Source organism: Desulfotalea psychrophila LSv54 (genome assembly GCF_000025945.1).
Taxonomy (GTDB): Bacteria; Desulfobacterota; Desulfobulbia; order Desulfobulbales; family Desulfocapsaceae; genus Desulfotalea; species Desulfotalea psychrophila.
In genome coordinates, this window is the sequence record NC_006138.1 from 3,350,202 (window position 1) to 3,372,693 (window position 22,492).

The 22,492-nt window shown below is 49.7% G+C and carries 23 protein-coding genes and 3 tRNA genes; 7 read left to right on the forward strand and 19 right to left on the reverse strand.

Annotated features, from left to right (window positions below; genetic code table 11):
• Positions 1-60: 60 nt before the first annotated feature.
• Complete coding sequence (gene lysA, locus DP_RS14975) at positions 61-1,320, forward strand: diaminopimelate decarboxylase (RefSeq protein WP_011190201.1); 1,260 nt, start codon at positions 61-63, stop codon at positions 1,318-1,320.
• A gap of 140 nt (positions 1,321-1,460) precedes the next feature.
• On the forward strand, positions 1,461-1,973 hold the full coding sequence (locus DP_RS14980) for a hypothetical protein (RefSeq protein WP_011190202.1): 513 nt from the start codon (positions 1,461-1,463) through the stop codon (positions 1,971-1,973).
• A gap of 191 nt (positions 1,974-2,164) precedes the next feature.
• On the opposite strand, the gene DP_RS14985 is transcribed toward DP_RS14980, so the two are convergent.
• The 4 genes from DP_RS14985 to DP_RS15000 form a co-directional block, all read right to left on the reverse strand.
• Entirely contained in the window at positions 2,165-3,373 is a 1,209-nt protein-coding gene (locus DP_RS14985) for a mechanosensitive ion channel family protein (RefSeq protein ID WP_011190203.1), read from the reverse strand.
• A 54-nt stretch (positions 3,374-3,427) separates the two neighbouring features.
• Entirely contained in the window at positions 3,428-4,390 is a 963-nt protein-coding gene (locus DP_RS14990; protein ID WP_011190204.1) for a putative transporter, read from the reverse strand.
• A gap of 49 nt (positions 4,391-4,439) precedes the next feature.
• A complete protein-coding gene (locus DP_RS14995) occupies positions 4,440-4,727 on the reverse strand; it encodes a Trp family transcriptional regulator (RefSeq protein ID WP_041278092.1) in 288 nt (95 codons plus the stop codon).
• 99 nt (positions 4,728-4,826) lie between these two features.
• Positions 4,827-5,909: a hypothetical protein gene (locus DP_RS15000; RefSeq protein ID WP_011190206.1), complete on the reverse strand. Its 1,083-nt coding sequence runs from the start codon at positions 5,907-5,909 to the stop codon at positions 4,827-4,829.
• A gap of 625 nt (positions 5,910-6,534) precedes the next feature.
• Here DP_RS15000 and DP_RS15005 point away from each other — a divergent pair.
• Complete coding sequence (locus tag DP_RS15005; protein ID WP_011190207.1) at positions 6,535-7,041, forward strand: metal-dependent transcriptional regulator; 507 nt, start codon at positions 6,535-6,537, stop codon at positions 7,039-7,041.
• Here DP_RS15005 and DP_RS17655 read toward each other — a convergent pair.
• Together DP_RS17655 and DP_RS15010 are read right to left on the reverse strand one after the other, a co-directional pair.
• Entirely contained in the window at positions 7,038-7,223 is a 186-nt protein-coding gene (locus DP_RS17655) for an Rdx family protein (RefSeq protein WP_083819000.1), read from the reverse strand. The genes DP_RS15005 and DP_RS17655 overlap by 4 nt on opposite strands.
• Positions 7,224-7,394: 171 nt before the next feature.
• Positions 7,395-7,892: a GNAT family N-acetyltransferase gene (locus DP_RS15010; protein WP_011190209.1), complete on the reverse strand. Its 498-nt coding sequence runs from the start codon at positions 7,890-7,892 to the stop codon at positions 7,395-7,397.
• Between the two features lie 292 nt (positions 7,893-8,184).
• On the opposite strand from DP_RS15010, the gene DP_RS15015 reads away from it, so the two are divergent.
• From DP_RS15015 to DP_RS15030, 4 genes are all read left to right on the forward strand, one after another.
• A tRNA-Tyr gene (locus tag DP_RS15015) sits at positions 8,185-8,269 on the forward strand.
• An 18-nt stretch (positions 8,270-8,287) separates the two neighbouring features.
• A tRNA-Gly gene (locus DP_RS15020) sits at positions 8,288-8,362 on the forward strand.
• Positions 8,363-8,380: 18 nt separating this feature from the next.
• Positions 8,381-8,456, forward strand: a tRNA-Thr gene (locus tag DP_RS15025).
• A 307-nt stretch (positions 8,457-8,763) separates the two neighbouring features.
• Positions 8,764-8,997, forward strand: a complete 234-nt coding sequence (locus DP_RS15030; protein WP_049785125.1) for an SHOCT domain-containing protein — start codon at positions 8,764-8,766, stop codon at positions 8,995-8,997.
• 58 nt (positions 8,998-9,055) lie between these two features.
• On the opposite strand, the gene DP_RS15035 is transcribed toward DP_RS15030, so the two are convergent.
• From DP_RS15035 to DP_RS15095, 13 genes are all read right to left on the reverse strand, one after another.
• Entirely contained in the window at positions 9,056-9,799 is a 744-nt protein-coding gene (locus tag DP_RS15035) for a DUF364 domain-containing protein (RefSeq protein WP_041278093.1), read from the reverse strand.
• Between the two features lie 60 nt (positions 9,800-9,859).
• Positions 9,860-11,116 (reverse strand): tetratricopeptide repeat protein, encoded by a 1,257-nt coding sequence (locus DP_RS15040; RefSeq protein ID WP_041278094.1) that lies wholly within the window; start codon positions 11,114-11,116, stop codon positions 9,860-9,862.
• 10 nt (positions 11,117-11,126) lie between these two features.
• The gene (locus DP_RS15045; protein WP_011190212.1) at positions 11,127-11,786 is read right to left on the reverse strand and encodes an energy transducer TonB; all 660 of its coding nucleotides are present in this window, start codon (positions 11,784-11,786) and stop codon (positions 11,127-11,129) included.
• A 10-nt stretch (positions 11,787-11,796) separates the two neighbouring features.
• Entirely contained in the window at positions 11,797-12,201 is a 405-nt protein-coding gene (locus tag DP_RS15050; RefSeq protein ID WP_011190213.1) for an ExbD/TolR family protein, read from the reverse strand.
• A gap of 9 nt (positions 12,202-12,210) precedes the next feature.
• Positions 12,211-12,735, reverse strand: coding sequence for a MotA/TolQ/ExbB proton channel family protein (locus DP_RS15055; RefSeq protein ID WP_011190214.1), 525 nt, complete (start codon positions 12,733-12,735; stop codon positions 12,211-12,213).
• A gap of 8 nt (positions 12,736-12,743) precedes the next feature.
• On the reverse strand, positions 12,744-14,135 hold the full coding sequence (locus tag DP_RS17150; RefSeq protein ID WP_011190215.1) for a MotA/TolQ/ExbB proton channel family protein: 1,392 nt from the start codon (positions 14,133-14,135) through the stop codon (positions 12,744-12,746).
• Positions 14,135-14,914, reverse strand: a complete 780-nt coding sequence (locus DP_RS15065; protein ID WP_011190216.1) for a DUF3450 domain-containing protein — start codon at positions 14,912-14,914, stop codon at positions 14,135-14,137. The genes DP_RS17150 and DP_RS15065 overlap by 1 nt, the downstream gene beginning before the upstream one ends.
• Positions 14,915-14,938: 24 nt before the next feature.
• Positions 14,939-15,763: a hypothetical protein gene (locus tag DP_RS15070; protein WP_011190217.1), complete on the reverse strand. Its 825-nt coding sequence runs from the start codon at positions 15,761-15,763 to the stop codon at positions 14,939-14,941.
• Positions 15,760-16,494 (reverse strand): hypothetical protein, encoded by a 735-nt coding sequence (locus DP_RS17155; protein ID WP_011190218.1) that lies wholly within the window; start codon positions 16,492-16,494, stop codon positions 15,760-15,762. The genes DP_RS15070 and DP_RS17155 overlap by 4 nt, the downstream gene beginning before the upstream one ends.
• 3 nt (positions 16,495-16,497) lie before the next feature.
• Positions 16,498-17,835, reverse strand: a complete 1,338-nt coding sequence (locus DP_RS15080) for an ATP-binding cassette domain-containing protein (RefSeq protein ID WP_049785127.1) — start codon at positions 17,833-17,835, stop codon at positions 16,498-16,500.
• Positions 17,832-18,872, reverse strand: a complete 1,041-nt coding sequence (locus DP_RS15085; RefSeq protein WP_011190220.1) for a FecCD family ABC transporter permease — start codon at positions 18,870-18,872, stop codon at positions 17,832-17,834. The genes DP_RS15080 and DP_RS15085 overlap by 4 nt, the downstream gene beginning before the upstream one ends.
• Before the next feature lie 8 nt (positions 18,873-18,880).
• A complete protein-coding gene (locus tag DP_RS15090) occupies positions 18,881-19,882 on the reverse strand; it encodes an ABC transporter substrate-binding protein (RefSeq protein WP_041278096.1) in 1,002 nt (333 codons plus the stop codon).
• 69 nt (positions 19,883-19,951) lie between these two features.
• Positions 19,952-21,958 carry a TonB-dependent receptor plug domain-containing protein gene (locus DP_RS15095; RefSeq protein WP_011190222.1) on the reverse strand — a complete coding sequence of 669 codons (2,007 nt, stop codon included), beginning with the start codon at positions 21,956-21,958 and terminating at the stop codon, positions 19,952-19,954.
• Between the last annotated feature and the right edge of the window lie 534 nt (positions 21,959-22,492).

Below are 22,492 nucleotides of genomic sequence, written 5' to 3' on the forward strand. Positions count from 1 at the left end.
GCTTGAAAAATCCTAATTTTTCAACTGCCCCTGAGCCCGTTAAAGAAGGAAAAAGAGAAAATGCCTATTTCAACCGATTTCAAAGAGCGCGTTTACCCGCATCTTCGTCAGATTGCCGACCACTACCACACACCTTTTCATATCTATGATGAGGCAGGAATTAAACAAACTGGCACTCGGTTAAAACAGGCCTTTTCCGGAATTGATGGTTTTCGAGAATATTTTGCAGTAAAGGCCCTGCCCAATCCTGCTATCATGAAAATCATGCAGGAAATGGGTTTTGGCTTTGACTGTAGCTCAGTTGCTGAACTGATATTAAGCCGAAAGCTTGGTGCGAAAGGGGATGAGATCATGTTCACCTCAAACAACACCAGTCCGGAGGAGTTTATTGCAGCCGCAGAAGATGGTGGCTGCATTCTCAACCTTGACGACATCAGCCTTATCGCCAAGGTGCCGAAGATGCCGGAGACAATTTGCTTTCGCTACAACCCCGGAGAACGCAGAACCGGCAATGACATTATCGGCACTCCCGTGGAGGCCAAATACGGCGTAAGTCACGAGCAAATTATCGAGGCCTATCGCCTGGCAAAGAAGGCAGGCGCAAAGAGATTTGGGCTGCACACCATGCTCGCCTCCAACGAGTTGAACTACAGCTACATGGTGCAAACAGCTCAGATGCTATTGGCTCTTGTTGAAAAAATTTCAGCGGAACTCGACATAAAATTTGATTTTATCAATATCGGTGGCGGCCTTGGTATCCCCTATCAGCCAGAACAGAATGAGCTTGACCTTGAAAGCATGGCAAGAGAAATCACTGCCATCTTTGACCTATTCAAAGAAAAAAACGATTACTGCCCAGCTCTCTATATGGAAAGCGGTCGTTTTATAACAGGTCCCCACGGTATTCTTGTTACCTCTGTAATTAACAAAAAAGAAATTTACCGGGATTATGTGGGCGTTGACGCCTGCATGAACGCCCTGATGCGCCCCGCCCTCTACGGCTCATACCATCATATAGAGGTACTTGGCAAAGAGACAGGAGCCACGACAAAGAAGGTGGATGTTGCCGGTTCTCTCTGCGAAAACAACGACAAATTTGCCATTCAGCGAGATCTGCCTATCTGTGAAAACGGTGACCTGCTTATCATTCAGGATACAGGTGCCCACGGACATGCCATGGGTTTCAACTATAATGGCAAAATGCGTCCCCAGGAACTCCTCTTTGACAGCGAGGGCAACACAGCCCTTATTCGTCGCGAAGAACGCCTCAGTGATTATTTTGCCACCCTTGAATTTGCAGAAGACAAATTAACTCTGTAAGTCCCTGCCCCTGCTAAAAGCAGCAAAAAGGTCATCTTCTGAAAAAGGAGATGACCTTTTTTTATTCCCTCTATACAGTGGCGACTCATTATAATAAGAGTCCAAGCTCAAACAAACTTTACCTTCACCCGAGATAGAAAATGAAAAAAATTGCAGACCACTGCATACTGGTCCAAGCCGAATCCTACAGCTCTGCCTGCCATCAGGTACGTTATTATTTTAAAAAAACCAGCCTTGTCCTCTACGATTACCTGAAAATCTCCAAGGAAAGATCCATGTCCGCCGCCAGCGAAGGCTTTGAGCAAGAACTCAATGGGCGCCTCAAGGATAACAGGCAAAGCATCCTGAAGCTGATAAAAGAACTGGAAACAGGCGGGCTAACAAAGACGAGCGAACTGGAGAACCTTAGGCAAGGGCATCTGAGCAAAACACTCCACCTCCTCACCCATTTTCTCGATGGTTTTATCAGTGTTGATTCAGCATTTTACAGTCTTGTTGATGACTGCCATAATATCACATATCAAACGCAGGAAAGAATGAAGAAGACACCTGAGCACTACTGGATCGTCTCTATCTCCGGTTACGCTGAAAGCTTGGAGACGGGTTCACTCCTCTCCCTCCAGGGCAGAAACTGGTCAGATCCCTCCTGCTAAGGGTCTGTTACAAAAGAAGATGGCCAAAATTTCGCTCAGGCTTGGGTCAGATTTGGCCGCGCCGATTGAGCAAAACCGCAGACGTAGCAAGGCTACATCGAGGATTTTGCGATGGAGAAGCGGTCGGAGATGCCCCGGAGCTGAGATGCAAGATGTTCATGTTTTCTGACAGGCCCTAAGGCCTCTGAAAATCATTTTTCAGGAGCACCTTCAAGAGGAGGCTGCAAACCAAGGGGCCAACTCTTGATATAGACATCCTGTTTAGCATAGGGAATTTCAATACCAAGGGCATTAAATGTCTTGTAAACATCGGTATTGAGGGAATCGAGCACCCTGCCCCGTAATTCCGGGTCATCCACCCAGCAGAGCAGTTCCAGATCAAGACTAGAGGCACCAAAGGCACGAAAACGCACCCGGGGTGCCGGATCAGCAGGCACTCCTGGCTCGGCGGTGGCAATATCAAGAAGTACCTGCTTCACCTGATCAATATCACAACCATAGGCCACGCCTATCTTTACCTTAACTCGCAACTTGCCAGAGGGACCTCCAGACTGATTGGTCACCGCACTATTGCCGATAACAGCGTTAGGAATAATCACCTCAACATCATCACGGGTAAGAATGCGGGTACTGCGAAGACCGATTTGCAGGACCTTGCCCCGCCCTCCTCCATCCAAAACGATATAATCCCCCACCCTGTAGGGGGTGTCGGCAAGAATAAAGACACCTGAAAAGAGATTAGAGAGGGTATCCTTTGCCGCAAAGCCAATGGCAATACCGGCAATACCAGCCGAGGCAATCCAGGCGGTGAGATCAATATGCCAAATAACAAAGAAACAGTAGGCCGCGCCACCAAAAACAACTACCTTGGCACCGTTATCAAAGAGGGTAAGGGTACGGCCCTGAACAAGGGAGTGGTTCCCCGCCACATACACCATTCGCTTGAGAAGAATGGGCACCAAACGGACAATAAAGTAGATCCAGACAATAAGCCCCAGGGTACGAAGACTTCTGCCACTGAGCTCAAGAAACCTGTCCCCATGCGGCATAAAATTCAAACCGGCCAGTATACCGCTCATAAGCAGTGAATAGTAAACGGGAGGCCGTATTAAAGAGGATATTTGCTCATAGAAACTGTCCTGGCTCCGAGCCAGGACCTTTTTTATCAGCGAAAAAACAAGCCCGGTGACAGAAGAGGCCAAGACAAAGGTCAAAAGAATAACAGTTGCCCCCTGCAACCAACCATTGCCTGCAAAGAGATCTAGCACAGGCTTAAACAGGGTGAGCATTTGTCGATCATAGGAGGCAATAAGCCCCTCTCCCTCTGCCGCCCAGGAGAGTTGCGGCAGAAAAAGAAATAGGGCAGTACAAAAAAGGGAACACCTCTTATAACGAACCATTGGACACCTCCCATTTAAGGGGAAACCTAAAAGATGCCCTCAAGCTCTCCCCTGTTAATAGCCAATATTATGCTCAAACTCCCTGAGACGCTTATGGATAGAACGCAACTCTGTGATGGTAGTCCAATTGGCAATAAAGATAGAAAACGACTCTCGCACCTTACTAAAGGCATTGGAAACCTGCACCAAAACCCCCAGAGTAATCAGACCGGTAAAAAGGCCGGTTGCCATAATAAGATAGGGGGTAATAATCATTAATTGCTCGAAAAAGTTCACCCAAATATCAAAATATCCATAGTGAAGGAAGAGACGATTATAGTTGAATTTGAGGCCCACAAAGAGCTCGACCAAGGTACATGTCTTGCCATAGTTTACCTTATCATCTTCGGCATAAACCAGCTCTTTTCTGAAGGCAGCCTCAATTTTTTGATTATTATACTCGAGCCCCGGCAATTTAATTCCAACAAACCAAGAAATAACAAGCCCACCGAGAGAGACGACCAGAGCCACCCAAACAAGGCTGCCGGGAATATCTCTAAGATAGGGCAGGTCAACGCCTGAACTCAATCCCCAGAGGATGGGCAAAAAGGCAAAGAGGGTCATAATGGCGCGTGTTACCTGCAGGCCAAGACTCTCAAAGATCCGGGCGAATCGATAGATATCCTCCTGAATACGCTGACTTGATCCCTCAACCTCCTCTTCCACAGTCTGCCACTTACTGATATAGGAGAAGGTCATGGCCTCTCGCCATTTAAAGGAGTATATCCGGGTAAAATAAGAGGTCAGTGTGGCAATAAGCACATAAGGAAAGGCAATAAAGGAAAAATGTTTCATTGATGCCCAAAACTCATCGACGGTATGCTCCTCTGCCTTTTGCAACAGATCATAAAAGGCACCGTACCACTGGTTTATTTTGACAGTTAATTCCACCTGAACAAAAAGGGCAAGCAGGAGGAAAATCGCCCCGCCGTAGGCCCACAAGGCCCACTTTTTGTCCATAAAAAAAGACTTAAACATCTAGATCTCCATATAACTTTTATCTTGGGACCAGGAAGGCAAGAGCCCTTTAGTCCCGGGACTGATCATCTATTAAGCCTGATTCGAGTAGTTTTACCGCCACCGCATTACCATCCTTAAGCACCTTCGAGCCACGGGTGATTTTACACAGGCTCATGCCATGCTTAGCAGCAATCGCTCGCTGAGATTCTCCTGCCCGCAAACCACGGAGAATTTGCCAACGCATACAGAGATCATTTATCTCCTTTGGCGTCAGCATCTCGTCAAAAAAGAGCTCCATCTCTTCTGGATCTGTAATTAAAGAAAATGCTGCAGCAATTTGCCTCTTATAATCCATTATTCCCCACCATAGGCTGAATCGACCAGCCCGATATTTTGTTTCTCTACCTACGACATCCAAGTGTCACCACAGATGCACTTTATAGACAGGCAATTTCTAAAGATTCCAGGCCCGAAAAGAGTCACCCTCCGGGGCTTCGCCCATTATCTTAAAACTTGTCTCCCCCCTCTTACAGGTCACCATTTCCGGTGGAAAGCCACCATCGATCTTGCGCCCATAACGAACGACAAGAGAGGCGGCAAGGGCAAAGAGCTCCCCTTCCTGCTCAGCAGACAATGCCCCCAGGGCTCTACGCAACAGTATATTTGGCCCCGAACGATCTTCCATATAAAAGAGGACATCTCCCTCCTCTGCAAGCCCTTCCAGGCGAAGATTCTCCTCTTCATTTCGGCCGACAATAAGCCAAAATCCAGAATCCCCCTCTCCTCCTGCAGACCAGGTGAAAAAGCCCTGTGGGACAAGTAGCTGCCGACCGACAAGCATCAGCTCAATGTCAGTCACCCCCACATCATCTATACCAAAGTTGAACTCACCGGCATAAAGACGTTTAATCCTCTTGGAAAGGATAGGATCGGCAAGAATACAGCCTCCTGCCGGGGCGGGATAATCACTGATGCCATACTCCTTGGCCAAAGCCATCTGCGGAGCCCGACCTCGACCACCAAAGGCCAGCAATTTTTCCCGATCAACCCAACCCTTCTGTTCAGCCTCGGTTTCCGGCATGAGCTTGGCACTAAGAGGACGGAGAAGGACCGTTTTATTATCAGAATCCCGCGAAATCACATTGAGGGCATCCCGGCGCTGCGACATGGGGCGTTGCCCAACCACCTCTCCTGTCACCAGAAAAGAGGCACCAAGCTCTACCATCAGCTCCTTGGCTCTTTTCAGCATAAAAATTTTACAATCTATACAGGGATTAAAATTTTTGCCAAAGCCATAAACCGGTTTACGCAACAGCTCCATATATCCCGGACTGATGTTTTCCACCAGAACATTGATACCGTACTTTCTCTTTACCTCAGCCTGATAGGCCTCTACATCCTGCAAAATCTCATAGCTAAAAAATGGTGTTACAAACTGTACAGCTATAAGCTCAATGCCCTGCTCCATAATCAACCTGGCGGCAAGAATCGAATCCAGACCACCAGAAAACAATGATAATGCCTTTATACTCTTCATACACTTCCTCTTCCTGCGACAGTAGCCGATAACCGAGTGCCCGGTGCCGTCGTATAAGTTCTACCCCATCGGGCTGTAATTTTTTCTACCTCTAAGAACGTACGCTCAATATCCTTATTATAATGCCAGTTGCCAAGTAGCACGGGGAGCAGATAAAGATCAGTGAGCCCCTACCCTCCCCTCATACAAGCTGAAGCCACGACTGAATGAACTTCAGCGAAGATGACAGTATCCACCATCTCCTTTTTAGCAAGGAGGACTTTAAAGGAGCGGCGACAAACAAGACCACCGGCCACGACACCCCAAAGCCAAGTCAAAACAGTAAGAGTCCTCCCCTCTGAACAAAATTAATTTGGCCAAATCAATAGGAGTAAGACATCTAGGCTCGCAGGCTCGTAGTTCGCGTAGCATAAATTTGTTTACGCTCTCTTATCTTCTTAGCTAACAACTTGACTCAAGACCAAAAGGAAAGTAAGTTAAACCATAGTCATAGACTCTATCATTCCTCTAGAAAAAGAGGTTAAGCATACGAATCCACACTACTTATATGCTATCTCCCTGTGCCAATAAGCCACAGTCCGGAGCCTCATATCGGTCAAACCAAAGCCATTTTACTATACTTGACATGAAAGAGAAAGAAAGCTTAAGTGCAAGCCTCGAAGATTACATTGAAATAATATACCACATCATTGAAGATAAGCTCGTTGCCCGTAGTAAAGAAATTGCCGCAGCGATGAAGGTAAGTCGAGCTTCTGTAACCGAGGCATTGCGGGCACTTTCTAAAAGAGGACTCATCAACTACGCGCCCTATGAGGCAATCACCCTTACTGAAAAGGGTAAGATCGTAGCCGAAGATGTTATCTTCCGCCACCAATCCCTTAAACGATTTTTCGTTGAGGTGCTGGCCATTGAAGAGGGTATTTCCGAAGAGGCCGCCTGTCGGATTGAACATGCCGCGCCACCAGAAGTAATTGAGAAGATGGTGAACTTCATTGAATTTATGCAGGTATGCCCACGGGGCGGAGAAGAACTCATTCGGGGTTTTGCTCAGTTTTGCCAAAATGGCAAGCAAGCCGACAACTGTGATGGTTGCATTGCCGGCTGTTCGGGACCAATACTACCGCAAAGTTAAATGCTCTCCCCTATTATTCTGACAATTTCGCCGTCTCTTGGAAATCGTTTCAAGCCAAGCTTAGAAAAAATAAGTTTGCCATCAACGGTAATTTCATAGGCTCCGCCGAGGGACGGCTTTATCTCAACCTCGGCAGCAAATTCCCCTACCAACTCCTCTTCCAAACTGGAAGCACGGTTCAGATAGTTTCAGCGAGTACAGTATTCAATAGAGACCTTCATATCTTGCTCCTTATCTTTCAGATTATTCACAACACTTCAGAGAACTATTCCCTAAAGAGATCTTACAAAATACACCTACTCAGATATACAGAGGAGGATTGAACAGAACAAGCTGTTTCTCCTCCTCCCCTGCTAGATCGAGAATCTCTCCACCGTCGTCCTTTGCGAGCCCGTTGAGCGTTGCTCAGGATCACAATAGCTTGTCACAAACTCAAACCCCGCCTTACGCATCATTCCTGCCGAGGCAAGGTTCTCCTCGTGACGCCAAGCATAAAGAGAGGAAAAGCCTCCTGCCCGCGCCTCTGCAACGCAGCGCCGGAGCAACTCCGCCCCCAGACCATTACCCGCATGGTCGTCACTCACCACAACCTCGGCCACAAAACAGATCCTAGCCAGATCATCATACTCAGCCAGCGCCTCAGGACAGGCCTCACCACGAATAAGAAGGGCAAATCCCGCCAACTGAACGCCAGCAAAGACGCAGAGAGCAAGAGCATCGCCTGAGATGATCAGGGCGAACTCTTCGGACAACCCCTCTGCCGGTAAATAATTCCACTGATTAACACCATGTTCCTGAATAAATTCCTGCAAGAAGGGGATCTCCCCCTGCCTGGCCTCTCTATAATCCATTATCGCTCCCTAAAGTGCTCTTCTCTCGGCCACGGCCGGTCCATTTTTTCCAAAAAATTAACAGAGAAACTGACAATAAGCAAATAGAGGAGTAAAGCTTACCAAGAGGTAATAAAAAAAATCATTTTTTTTGCCCTACAGGAAAACGTGCTAGCACAGCCTTTTTAGGTTATTTTATCCACGGAGGCCTCTTTTCACCCCTAAAAAAGAAGAAGAAGAGGTCATTTATCTATTGATATTAAAAACAAATAATGTTATTTCCTCTGGGCAGTTCCAAGAAACAACAATGAGTGGAGGGGTTCCCGAGTGGTTAAAGGGATCAGACTGTAAATCTGACGGCTCAGCCTTCGAAGGTTCGAATCCTTCCCCCTCCACCATTCGATTTTGCATAGCAAGCGGGAATAGCTCAATTGGTAAAGCATCAACCTTCCAAGCTGAGGGTTGCGAGTCGAGTCTCGTTTCCCGCTCCATTTTTTAAATAGTTCGTTGCCCACATAGCTCAGTTGGTAGAGCGCATCCTTGGTAAGGATGAGGTCACCGGTTCGACTCCGGTTGTGGGCTCCAGTAATACCTCTTAGTACAACATCCAGTATTTCTCAGCGCGGTCTCTTTTTTCATTCTTATATAGTTTCAAAAACCCCACATTGCATCTCTGCGTCCACTCTCCACTTTCTATACAGCTGTATACTTATTACCCATCCCCTGTCCAAAAATCAACCAAGCCAGAGCAGAAGCACAAAAGCAAGTCATTAAAATAACGACACAATCCATTCTGGCTCCAAGCTTGCATTTCCCCATCACAGAAACAGTTTAAAACAAGGAAAGCGTAAAAAAACGCCCCTTGAAAAGCTCATTACAGAGGGAGAGGCACATGTGGAATAACACCTGTCCAAATTGGGGCATGGGAAACGGCATCGGCGGGGGACTCGTGCAGATGCTCCTGTTGGCCCTGGTCATCTATATCGTCTATCAACTAGTTGCGTCCATCGCAGCTCGGCGTAGCACGGGCAATGGCGAGGCGGCACAAATACTGGCCAATCGCTACGCCCGGGGCGAGATCAGCGCCGAAGAGTTTAGCGAAATAAAAAAAGGCCTGAGCAAATAGCAGGCGACAAGAGAAGCAGATGGGCAGGTTCTCTCTGCCCATCCCTCCTCACCACAAATCACCAACAGACATTGACCTTGCCTACACTAGGACCAAAGGCCTGGGTGCCACCCGCCTCGACAACGGTATGGACTACCTTATCCCGATCCCGAACCCGGACACCAGCCGCGCAGGAGACGGGAGTATCCGCATAGCAATCGGCAAGCAGAGGAGTAGAGGGGCCAAGAACGGTCACATAGCGGCAATCTACCACATGGGTAAGAAGATCATCGAAGGTTTCATTGATAATAGAGGTACCGGTAATAATGGCCACCTCACATGCCGGCAGAAGATAGGGAATAGCCTCAGGAGACTGAATACCGGAGAAGGCTGGCGGATGCTCATCAAAAATGATCAGCTCAGCACCACTCTTGCGGATGGGATTTACCAAGGGCGCAAAATTACCCACCATACCCACCTTCATACCTGGCTGCAGAGAAAAATTCTCAATAAAATCCCCCTGGGAACTGGGCTGAACATGGGGCGCAAAAACCGCATTAGCCACGGCCAGAGCAACGGAATTAGCCGTGGATCCCTGCCCGGCAAAGGCCAGTAACTCAGCAACAGATGAGCCGGCCAGCGGCCGCTTGGGCAAGGGCACATGACAACCTGAACCTAGGGCATCCTTAAAGACAAAGGCCAAACCACAGCTACCATTTTCCAACTCTGCTACGCAGTAAGAAAGACCAATAAAAACAGACTTCACCCGCAGATCACCGCCACGCGTCATAGCCTGCTGTGCCACTCTTTCAATAAATTTCATCACTTCCTCCTTAAAAAAATGCAGGATACATCTCATAGAATAAAGTAGCAAACTAAAATCCTAACGAATTTCGCCCACCATCAGGGGAGGATCGAGGAGTTGCGGGGCGAAAAATTCCTCACCCTCCTCATCGAGGAGAGACTGCATACAGTCAGCAAGCCCCCCACCAATCTCTCCATAGCCCGGCAAGAGCTCAAGCTGTTTAAAAATATCACGGGCCTCCTGCCAATGATGATCAAGCCAGTAAATCTGGCCCGCCAAGAGAAAAGCCTGAACGCGTAGTCCATCCTTTTTATGGCGCAAGGCCTTCCCCCCTAACTGCCCGACAGAATTCGGAGCCAAGAGGCAGAGGTATCTCTGCTGAGGGAGAAGGCGCAGACAGGCAAGGGCCAGAGAATTTTGGCCAAGGGCATAGTGTATTCTGGCCCGGACATAGGAGGATTCCATGTTGGGCGGGTCGCCGAGCAGGTCAAGCCTGACCAAGGCCTGACTATACTGACAGGAACGAATCAACTCCTCAACCTGAAGGAGGGTGGGCGCACCCACCTCCTGCACCCGAACCTCCTCGTTGAAGGCATGCTGAATGCCATAGAGGCGGCTCAGCATCTGAGTATTGCCGGGGCGAGAGACCAGGGCCTGAGCCACCTCAAGATAAGCCGTAGCACGAGGATATGCTCGCCGGTTCACTGCAATCTGGGCAAGAAGCTGCCAGTTACTCACCACAGTGGGAGCAAGACGGACCAGTTGCCTGCCACTCTCTTCTGCCGCTTTCCACCTCTGACGGGCTATCTGACAATGAATCTGCAGGAGAAGCCAGTGCCCTTTAACAGCCGCACCGCTGGTCAGCCTGGAAATTGCCTCTTCCGCAGAGGAGAACTGGCCCAAACGATAATAGGCAAAGGCAAGATAGTAATAAGCTGGACTAAGCCCCCCTGCCTCGCCCTCAAGAGCAATCACCCTCTGAAAAGAGTTCAGGGCTGGCGCAAAGAGCTCCTGACCCATCTGGGCCATGCCCAAATTATAACAAAAGTTTTTCTTAGCAGGATAGAGAGAAACAGCCTGCTGCCAGGTCTGCAGGGCCTTTGCGTCATTGCCGAGAAGGGCATAGGCAAGGCCTGCATAGGAGAGGGCAAAAGAGAGAGGCCTCTTCCTCGCCAGAAGGGGACGAAGCGTCTCCAGAGCCTCTGCCGGGGCCTCTTTCTGCAAACAGGCCTGGCTCTTTTCTAAAAGAGCATAGTCCCTTTGTGAGACATGCTCCTGGCCATAGAGGAGAGGAGCTGAAAGAAAAAAAACAAGAAACACAGTGAGAATGCGCATGGAGACCATCCTAGTCAAGGGTGAAGGAGAGGGGAATATCAACATAGACGGCCACCTTTTTTCCCTGATACCTGGCCGGAGCAAATTTCCACCTCTGCACCGTTTTCAGAGATACCCTTTCAAAGTAGCCCGGAGGATCAGCACTGATTATCTGCGCATCCCGGACAAGACCCGTAGCAGTCACCAGACAACGAACAAGCACCTTGCCTTCCACCCCCTGGCCCTTGGCCTTTGCGGGATAGAGAGGTGGATAGTAGCGCAATAACTTAGGTGCCTGATCAACATTTGCCAGATCAAATATGCCGCCTGCGCCCATACCACTGAGCCCCGCTTTTCCCTGAGAAATATCCAGCACCGGCAGGCTGGCCGCCTGCATGGCTGGCAAGTTCATCTGCAGCGGGGCAAGGGCGATATCTATCTGCTCCATCTTCGCAGGAGGCCGGGGCAGAGGCTTTTTCAGCGTAGGCAGAGGCTTCACCTTCTCTCTTTTAATAATTTTCCTCTTTTCTGGCGGAGTATAGATGGAGGCCATAAGCTCTATGGGAGAGATGGGCTCCTGAGGGGGTGCCTGGGCACCACTCATCATAAGAGGGGCAACAGAACAGAGAACTACTGTCACCAGAAGGGCACCCAAAAGAGCCAGACCATAACGTAAACAAACCTGCATCATAGACCTCCCCCTAATTACCTGCCTTAGCAGCAACACTGAGATTTTTTACCCCGGCAAGCCGGCAGGAGTCCAGCACCTGCACAGTTATCCCCGTAGGACAGGATTTATCGGCCACAATCACCACCGCCCCGGCCGGCACCTCTGCCAAAAAGGTATCCATGCGGGCCTTGACGTTTTGAATATCTATCTCCTGCCCTTCAATAAAGACCTTACCCGCACCCGTCACCCCCACGAGCATAGAGACCTTTTCCTTACTCTGAGCTGAGGCCGCCTGAGGGCGCTCTACCTCAACTCCGGATTCCCGGACAAAGCTGGTGGCCACAATAAAAAATATAAGTAAAATAAAGACCATATCAATGAGCGGGGTCATATCAATGGTCGCCGTATCATCTGTATGTGAGCCAAATCGTCGCATATTTCCTCCTCAGGAATGGGAGCTGACAAGATCAGCCGTAATCTGTTCTATCTTTGCCAGTCTGCGCGAGGCACCACGATGCAAAAAATAGAGGGCAAAAACCCCCGGCACAGCGACCAGGAGACCAAATTGGGTGGTGACCATAGCCTCGGAAATACCGCCGGCCAAGGCCCTGGGATTGGCAAGGCCAAATGTTGCAACCGACTGAAAGGTCCTTATCATGCCCGTTACCGTCCCAAAGAGTCCCAAGAAAGGGGCTATGGTGGCAAATATCTTTATGGTGGAGTGGCCACTCTTCATCTCCTGCTGACAGGAGACAAGAAGATACTCATAGAGGAGACGATCATGACGCAGACGACCACTTCTCTTTTCATGAAACTCGCAGCGTAGAAGATCTACCTGGCGATCCAGCCCCAAACGCCAACAGGGCAGATGAAAAAAGATACCGGCCCACATAAAAAAGGAGCAGGCCAGGAGCGGATACATGGTCACGCCACCCGTCTGCAGGTAATGAAGAAGCTGATTATCCACCACTGCGCCACCTAATCCCTGCCCAAAAGGGCCATCATACCTGTTCCGGACTCTTCAATATCAGCCACCAGAAAGGCAATACGACGTTTTAAAAAGTGATGGGCCAAAAGCAGAGGAATAGCAATGCCAAGACCCGCCTGAGTGGTGACCAAAGCCTCACTGATCCCCGTGGACATCATACGTGGATCTCCCGTACCAAAGATGGTAATGGCCTGAAAGGTATTAATCATTCCCGTTACCGTACCAAGCAGACCCAGGAGAGGGGCAATGGAGGCAAGCACCCCCACCAGAGAGAGGAATCTCTCCAGTCCTCCGATCTCTCGCAAATATCCCTCCTGCATGACATTATCCAAAGTATCAAGGCCTCGATCGTGAAAGAGAAGGCTGCCGGCCAGGACCCGAGCAGCAGGACAGCGGGAGATCTTGAGCAGAATATTTTCTGCCCCGGCAATCTGCCCATCCCTGATCCGAGCAAAAAGCTCTGCCTTGCTCTTCTTATCCAAAGGCCTCTGGGCAAAGAGCTGGCCCGCCTTCAGCACTGTCAGGAGAAAGCCGACAAGGCCCGAAATGAGGATAGGATAGAGGAGAACACCTCCAGCCTCCAGCCACTGGCGCCAGCCCTGCTCCTGCTCTTGAGCTCTCAAGGCAGCACCAGCCGTAATATCAAGGGGTAGGACAGCAGAACCACCCGTAAGCCAAGCCTTCAGCTCCCTGTTCAGGAGACGAGAGTTGCCAGGGATTGACAGGGGCGGATGAGTACCATTGGCCAGGGCAAAGGCGGCATCACCTTCACTCAGATAGCCAAGAAAAAAACCACCTGCCCGCAGGAGAGAGACATCCCGGCCACGGCCATCGAGGCCCATTACCTGTGTCTGTTTCGTCTCAAAGCCTCCGGTTGCCCGCATATCGGCAAAGAGAATATCCGTATACCTGCCCATATCGGCAAGCCCCAAAAAAGAGTCCTGAGCCAGAAGATCCTGCAGAGCCTGCAGACGATCCGGATGCTGAGCACTGACAGGACTTGAATGCAGACGCTGGACAGTGTGACGCAGAGCCGTACGCAGAGCACCTTCCACCGTTTTCATATCGGCCATATCATGTTCATACTGCTCTGCCAGCTCCGCCCTGCCCCGGGAGACCTGATTGAGCAGGCGACTGGTACCGGCAAGCTTTTTCTCCGTGGCCCGGGTCTCTTTTTGCAATTGGGCAAGCCGCAGTTGCAGATCCTTACTATCAGCAGCGGCATAACGAGCTGATTGGGCCGAACGATCATTCATATCCCGTGAGAGCTGAAGAACCCGCCGAGCCGTCTGCTCCCAGGGTACATCCCCTGCCAAGAGCGGGGGCACAGATAGAGTCCAACAGCTTGCAACAACAATAAAGAGGCTGATTATGCGTAACATTATTTCTCCTCCGCCAGTAGATCATCTTTAAGGGGCAAAACAGCAAGGGGCAGAGAGAGCACCGTGGTCACCCTTTTTTTACGGGCAACCTCAACGGCCTTTGCTATTTCAGAGGCTGATCCCTCCGGCAAATCCTGCCATTGGCCGGCCTTATCATCAAATCGCTGGGCCCGAGTACCACGATCGAGAAGACGAAAAAGGGCCAGACGACCAAGACGAAAAATGGTTGCCTGCACCTGTTCACCACCATCAGCCACAATAGTCTCCACCACATCGGTGCTATAGCCATAGTCAAGCTCCACCTGCATAGCCTGAAGCAACTTACCCAGCTTATCACTCAGGGATGCGCCCTGATCATCAAGAGCCTCACGAATAAAGGCAAGGCGGCGACGACGTTCGTCCCCGTGAAAGGGCAGATCGGTCTCTACCTCCTCCTCTAAATCAGCATAGAGGACCTCTAAAAATGGGGCCAACTTATCCCGGGTCTCCTGAGCTGAGGCTATATTGGCCGCCAGGATAGCACTATTTTTCTTTTCGGCCAGCAGCCACCTCTCTCTTTTCTGCAATTGAAAACGGGCCCACTCAAGCTTAAGCTCAGCATCTTGAATTTCCTCCAAAATCCCCTGTCGCTGCCGCTGCCAGGCATCGGTCTTCTTACCCGTAGCCGAGGCCCTCTGCACGGACCTCTCAAGCTCTGCCTGCACAGCATCGGGGCTGGGGGCGGCCATAAGATTTAAGGGCCAGAACATTAGCACTAGTAACAATAATCGGATGATCATATTCTCTCTCGGATCAAAAATAATTTAAGCTTCGCAGTCCTCACAGGTTTCCCTGCAAGACCGGTAACGATTCTGGTAAAACTGCCGAAACAAAAGGGTAAAGAGCAGGATGTAAATAAGAAAAAACGGCCGGACCAGGGGATTAAAGGCATAGTGGAGCAAAACACCTACCGAGCTTTGCCCATGGCCAATAAAGAAACCGTCCAGGAAAAAAAATGTGCCCTTATAATAGAGTGGGGAAAACATACGCAGGGTGCCCCGCTTCAAGAGCAGGCCATCCCGGTAGAGACTTACCTCCGCCCTATTGCCCTCAGTGGAAAAAGATGCCTTAGGAATGGTCACAGTCTTTCTCACCCGTCCGCCTGCATTCTCGGTAATAAAGGTGCGATCGGTAATATAGTCAACCCCGTCAAGTCTCAGCTGATAATCTCCCATAGCGATGGTCTGCATGGGCAATATTTTCTTGGACAGATGGCGTTCAACAAGAACAATATCAATGGCGTGACAGGCTATGACAAGGATGACCACCAGATGAATATAGGTCATACCGCGCCTCTGTCGGGCCCCGGCCCCACCCTTTTTTTTCAAATAAGGCAACTGCCTATAGGTACAGCAGAGGGTATTGACAAAGAGGCCGGCCCCGAAAAAGAACAGCAAGAAAATCCAAAAAATCACCAGAGGATGACTGCTCAGATGAGCGGGCAGGTCAGCAAAGGAGAGGACATTCATACGCCGAAAGACCCTATCTATACTGGTAATTCCTGTGAGCAGAGAGCCTGCGAAAAAAACCAGGACAAGACCTGCAAGAAAACAGTATGCCGCCCGCAGGGAGAAAAAGAACTCTTTCATAGAGACACCACCTTGGACAAAACCATGAAAAGAAGCACCAGAATAAGTGGCAGAACAAAGGCCACGGCATGGGCACGATGACTTGAAAAAAACCTGCGGGGAATATGGAGGGCAAGCATATAGAGGACAAAGAGCATGGAAGAGGAGTAAAAATTTCCCGTCCAACGCCAGGTTGTCCCCCAACCGACAAAGCTCCAATAACTGCCAAATATTTCCCCCACCAAAAAGACAATGGTGGCGAGCAGGGCCGCATCTCGGCTGATATGGGCAATCCTTCTATCCCCCCCTCGCAGCAAGGAGTCAAGGCCTCCGGCTACGGCATAGCAGGTCAGCCCCAGACAGAGGGGACGAGAAAGAAAGAAGGCCATGGCAAAGAGATAGGTCATCATAAAAGAGTCATGCGGGACAGGCTCGGCAAGAAGGGTCAAGAGGGCAAGAAGAGCAACAAAGAGCCCACTCCATAGGGGCCGACAGGAAGAGGTGCAACGATCTCTGCCGCAGGTAAAGAGTTGACAGATACTGAGGAACAGGGCCGCTATAGCGCAGGTTGGCACAATCCCCGAGAGGGAATAGATCCCCATGGTAAAAAAATAATCCGCCAATTGCACCAGGGAGGAGAGGACCAGAGCAGCCCAGAAGATCACACCGTAACGGTAATGAAAAAAAGAGGCCAGCATTGCCAACAGGGCAATTGCCGCCGTGACCAGGGCCATACTATGATAAAAGGCCATAAACTACCCCTCGGTTTCTAAAAATTTCTGCAACTGCGCCAAGGCCCCATCATCGGAGGCATTAACAATGATCGGCTCAACCAACATCCATCTGCTCTTTACCTGCTCGACAATGGTCGGTCGCACCGCCCAAATATGCCTTACCCCGGTCAAGGCAAGTAGAGGAGGAATACTGGGTGCATAGCCGCCACCATGTAATTCCAAGGGGCCGACCTCATCGATGAGGATACACTCCTGTTGATCTTCTTCACTAAAATCCAAGGCCCGGCGGGCCAATGCCTGCCCCTCGTCATAAAAGACAAATGAGCCCAAATCAGGACCAGCGCTCCTCTCTCTTTGGGCAAAGAGGGTGGACTCACCGCTCTGAATATCAACGATTTCGCTGCTATAACGCTTACCATCCTTCCAGCTACCGGGACAAAGAACACCAGCCATCCTTCGCGATCTATTCTGGGCCACGAGTCTTTGCAGAATCGTGGTTTTGCCATCACCACTGGTTCCCACCAACAAAAGAACCCTACCGGCAAAGGCAGGCTGAGAAAAACAGGGTTGAACCGTGGACAGCCCCTGAGAAGAGGAGTGCGAGGAGGCAATGCCGTAGAGGCGACTGATGGCCTTACCGGTCACCACCTCTGCTGTTTTCCCCTGACACATGACCTTGCCATCCTCAAGCATGATCACCTCATCGGCAAAGAGCAGGGCATGATTTGGATCATGCAGACAGGCAACAACACAGGTCCCATGTTTCTGACAGAGATTCTTCAGGGTCAAGAGCATATGATAACGGTTCTTGTAATCCAGATGATTGGTCGGTTCATCAAGAAAAATTATCTCCCGGGTCTGGACCAGGGCCCGGGCCAGAAGAACCAACTGCTTTTCTCCCCCCGAGAGGGTGGTATAGACCCTCTCAGCGAGATACAAACAACCCAACTCCTCAAGGGTCTGGCTGGCATAATCATAATCAAACTGCTTAGGCCGACCAAAGACACCCAGAAAAACCGTACGCCCCATAACCACCACATCAAGAACAGAAAAGGGAAACATCTCATCATGCTCCTGGGGGACAAAACTAATATGCCGGGCAATCTCAGCGCGTTTCATCTTCACCAGATCAACGCCTTTCAGGCTAAGATGATCTGATTCAGAGCTATCAAGACCACAGAGACAGCGGAGCAGGGTACTCTTGCCTGCACCATTTTTTCCCAAAAGGGCAACAAAACACCCACCCTCAAACTGGAGGGAAACCCCGGAAAGAATGGCCTTATCGCCATAGGAGAAGGAGAGATTTTGACAGTCAAGAAGGACCTGCCTCTCCACCTTTAAAGAGTTCTGCCTGCTCATACCCACCCCCTATTTTGATTTTTATAAAGCAGCCAGGCAAAGATGGGCCCACCGATCAGGGAGGTAATCACCCCCAGAGGCAATTCACAGCTCATGGCAGAGCGGGCAATATCATCTGCCCCCAAAAGAAAAATAGCACCCAGAAGGGCGGAACAGGGCACCACCAAACGATGATTAGGCCCTAAACAGGTACGGACAATATGGGGGACGACAAGCCCCACCCAGGCAATCTGCCCACAGGAGGAGACACAGACCGCAATCATCAGTGAACTCACGGCTATAAGGAAAAGGCGAAGACCACGAGGATTGACCCCAAGGGCCTTGGCCTGACCATCTCCTAAAGAGAGAACATTCAATCTATAGCGAAATATATGGAAAATAAGATAACCGCAGGCAATGATAGGTACTATCTGCAGGGTATCCTGCCAGGAGGCTCCAGAGAGAGAACCCATGGTCCAAAAGACAATGGCCGGCAGTTCGCCATAGGGGTCGGCCACGATTTTGACAATCATCAAACAGGCGTGAAAGAGGGAGCCAATAATGATACCGCTGAGAACCAGAACCAGTATCTTTGAGGTGGGCACGGCCCTGGCAAGACCAAGGGCAAGGCTCACGGCCAACAGGCCCATGATAAAGGAGAGGAGACGGACCACGGCAAAGCTGGAACCCGGGAGCAGCAAGCCAATAGCAGCCCCTAGAGTGCAACCAGCGGCCACCCCAAGGATATCGGGAGAGACCAGTGGATTACGAAAAAGCCCCTGGTAGACAGCACCAGAAACCGAAAGGCCACAGCCGACCGCGAGGGCCAAAACCATGCGGGGAAAACGGATAAGAAACAGGACCCTTTCAGATTCCGTAAGGGAACCATAATCTCCCTGCAAGACCGTCCACAGCAGGGAAGGAAATTTTGCCACCGCCCAAAACACCTCCGAGACAGCCAGAGGCATTCGGCCAATACAGGCCGAGAGGAGGATCAACAGAGCCAGAAGGGAAAAAAGGATGAGATACACCCTTTTTTCATCAATTTTATTCGACATAGGATTCTTCACCGTGAGCCTCGACCAACAACATGGGGATGTCCCGCACTAAAGCCCTCGCCAAAAACAATATCATAGTAGGCATCTATCTCGGCCTGCACATCAATACCGACAAAGGCCTCCGGATGCAGACGATGAGCAAGCCAGAGCACCCCGGCCATGGAGAGCGGAGAGGGAAAATCCCAATAGGTATCTCGGGGAAAACGAAAAACCTGCTCGTTTTTAACGGCGGCAAGAGAGGAAAATTGTGGTGACTGCAGGCGAGCCATACCTTTATCGGTGAGCCGATCGCTACAGAGTATGGCCTCAGGGTTCCAGGCAATGAGCTGTTCGCGGGTTATTGAGATAAAAAACCCCCTGGTATCATGGCTGACGTTATGGCCCCCGGCAAGCTCGATAATTTCATCTTGGAGCATATTGCCCGAGGAAGTTCGCAGGAGAGGATTAATGGTATAGTAAACCTCGGGCCTTGCCAACCCTGCCAGCCGCTCGGTCAATATCGACTGAATATGGGTCATGGCAGCAACAACCCAAGTACTCTGCTCATCCCGTCCCGAGGCCCGGCCAATGAGCTGCAGGGTTTCCTGCATATCAGCCATGGTCTCCGGCGAAATTACAATTGTGGGAATTCCCAGGGCAGTAAGCCGATTGGCAAGACGCACCCCATCCTTTTGCCCATACATGATGACCAGATCTGGATGCAAAGAGATAATAGTCTCAAGATTGAGACCAGAGGATCTGCTTCCCACCAGAAGAGGCACATCTTTTTTATGAACCAGAGCCTTGTAGATGGAGAGACTCATATCCTTACTGGTGGCAGCAACAAGGGTATCCTCAAGGCCGACACAGAGGGCAAAAACCGTGGCAGGAAGAAAGGTAGTTACCACCCGTTTTACCGGTTGGGGGATAGTTACCCGACGACCAACCTGGTCGGTTACGGTGACAGTACTTGCCATGGCAGAGGTCGTAAAAGGCAGGAGGCAAAGAACTAGGAAAAATATTTTTTTCATGCTGTCCTCACGGCTGAAGCAGAGCAAGGCCCCAAAAAGGCCCTTCTCTGCTTACCTGTTGCTTAAATATTAGAATGCGTACTGCACAATAAATTTGAAGTTAAAACCATTGGATGCCATACCATTACCCTCATAATAATCAGCATCGAGCAGGTTATTAATATAGGCTCCAGCGGTAAAGCCATTATCAAAATCTTTAAGCAGAGAGAGATCAAGCACAAAGCTATCCTCTGCGACATTTTCCCCATCACCGACCAAAATATAATTATCTATTTTCCACAGGCCATGCAGGGTGAATTTTGCCTCGATCATGGGCACCTGGTAACTGATCTTAGTGCCAATGGCATGCTCAGGGGTATCTTCAAGGTAATCGGAGCGCCTATCGGCCGAGTCATTACGGGCATGGGTCCAGGTATAGTCAATTCCCAGATTTACCCGCTCGGTAATCTCAGTGTCGGTGCTTAACTCGATACCATAGATTTTTGCCGAATCTATGTTGGTGGGGGTCTTATTTCCTGCTATCATCACAGTATCAATCCCATCCTCGACATCGTTATAAAAGGCAGAGAGGGTGACATTGGTCCTGTCAAAGAAGAGGTACTCGGCACCGGCGGTGTAGTTGATATTCTTCTCGGGATCAAGCACATAAACCTTACCACTTTTATCTTGCATGTCGGAAAAGGTGGGGAAGCGGGTCTTCTTGGCCACGGAACCAAAGAGACGCAGGCCACTCTCTCCTGTCCAGGTCAGCCCCAGCATGGGATCGATACTATCGCTATCATAACCATCATCATTACCGGCAATTTCAGAGACATCAAAATGGTTCCAGCCAACTCCAAGCACGGTGGAGAGAGGGCCCCAGGAGATGGTCTCTTGCCCGGCCAGGGTAAAGGTATCTGACTTTGAGTGCTTATAGGGGTCTATCTTCTCATGGCGATCCTTATGCTTATCCTCTCGGTACTGGGCCGTCAGGGTCAGGTCGCCAAAACGATTGAGGTCCATATCAGAAAAAATGGAAACCCCATAGGAGTCGTCGTCCCAGGTGCTGGTTGCCAGCTTATTTGCCAAGTTTTCACTCTCATAGAAGCTACAATCGTCCTTATGATTGTGATAAAAGGCCATGGTGCGGAGGGCCAGCCAGTCATTGGTCTGTACCCTACCACCCAGATCCACTCCCATATCCCGATAGCTGTCATAACGAGCAAAGGTGGAAAAAGCCCCCTTCACCTTATTATAACTGTCACTAAAGAGGCGACCACGCTCCAGCTCATAGTGATAGAGACTGGCATAGACCTCGGCCTCATCGGTGGGGGCATAGCCCAGACGGGTCCAGAGACTCAGTGATTCAAGCTCGGAGTTATTCTTCTTACCACCATCGTCAATTACCCGAGGGTTTGGGCGACCAGTTGGATCACCTTTTATCTTAGTTGCCACCGGTTGATAACTATCGGAAAAACGAAGGGCATCACGACGCCTGTAATCCACGGTACCCAGTACCGAAAAGCCATTCTCAGCGCCATAGTTGAGGCTAGCCACCTCACGATTATAACCATCACGTCCCAGCTCTACCCGCGCAGAGCCGGCAAAACCCTCCACCCCCTTCTTAGTAATAATATTGACCACACCACCCATGGCATTGGGACCATAGAGGACGGAGGAGGCACCCTTGATCACCTCTATCTTACCGATAATACTTGCAGGAATCTGCTGCAGATCAAGCGGGCCATTTTTGGTCTCATAATAAGGCACGCCATCAATGAGGACCAGGATATCCTTTTGCTGAAAACCCTGAATGGTAATATTTGAAGTGCCCTTGGTGGTTTGGACAAGATTCACCCCAGGCACAAAGGCCAAGGCCTCGGCGGCAGTGGTGGCACCAAGACTCTCTATCTCTTCCGCAGTTACCGTATTATTAATGGCAACATCCTGAACACGGGAACTATCCCCTACAACAATTTCGCCCAGGGTAAAAACATTACTCTCATCTGTCGTTACCTGCCCTGCAAAGGCAAGCTGAGTCAATCCGGCAAAGCCAAGACAAAGAACGGATGTCTTCAGCAGCATACTTCTCTTCATTTCCTCTCTCCTTTTACTTTCTTTATTTCTCACTATGACCACTCCATAAGGCAGGAACCGACTTACCCGAAAATAGCCAGAGGAAAAATACCACAAAAGAAAATAAACACAATTTATATTAGTAATAACAAGAAGATAAACAGGAGTTACAGGTTGGGTTCTACGGCATCTAAAGAACCTTAAATAACCAAAAGCAACAGAGCTGGGATGAACTACAGAACGGCAGGACAGGTACTAAAATCCTCTGCCCCATTATGCCCTGCAGAAATCAAATTTTAGTTTACAGGGAAACACTCCTCAGAAGAAATAACAGACCCATATTAACCATGAATAACACATTGACATTTCAATGTTTTTCAAATATGCAAAGTTTGCATATTTAAAAACTTCCTGTTATATTGGCCTAACTACTTCAGACAGACAACAAAAGAGCAGAAGTCAAAGCACTTAATGAGGAAGAGGAACAACAAGGCTGCATAGAGAGATGAAAAATATTGACCGGTACCACTCTTGGCAGCACAGACAACTCACATT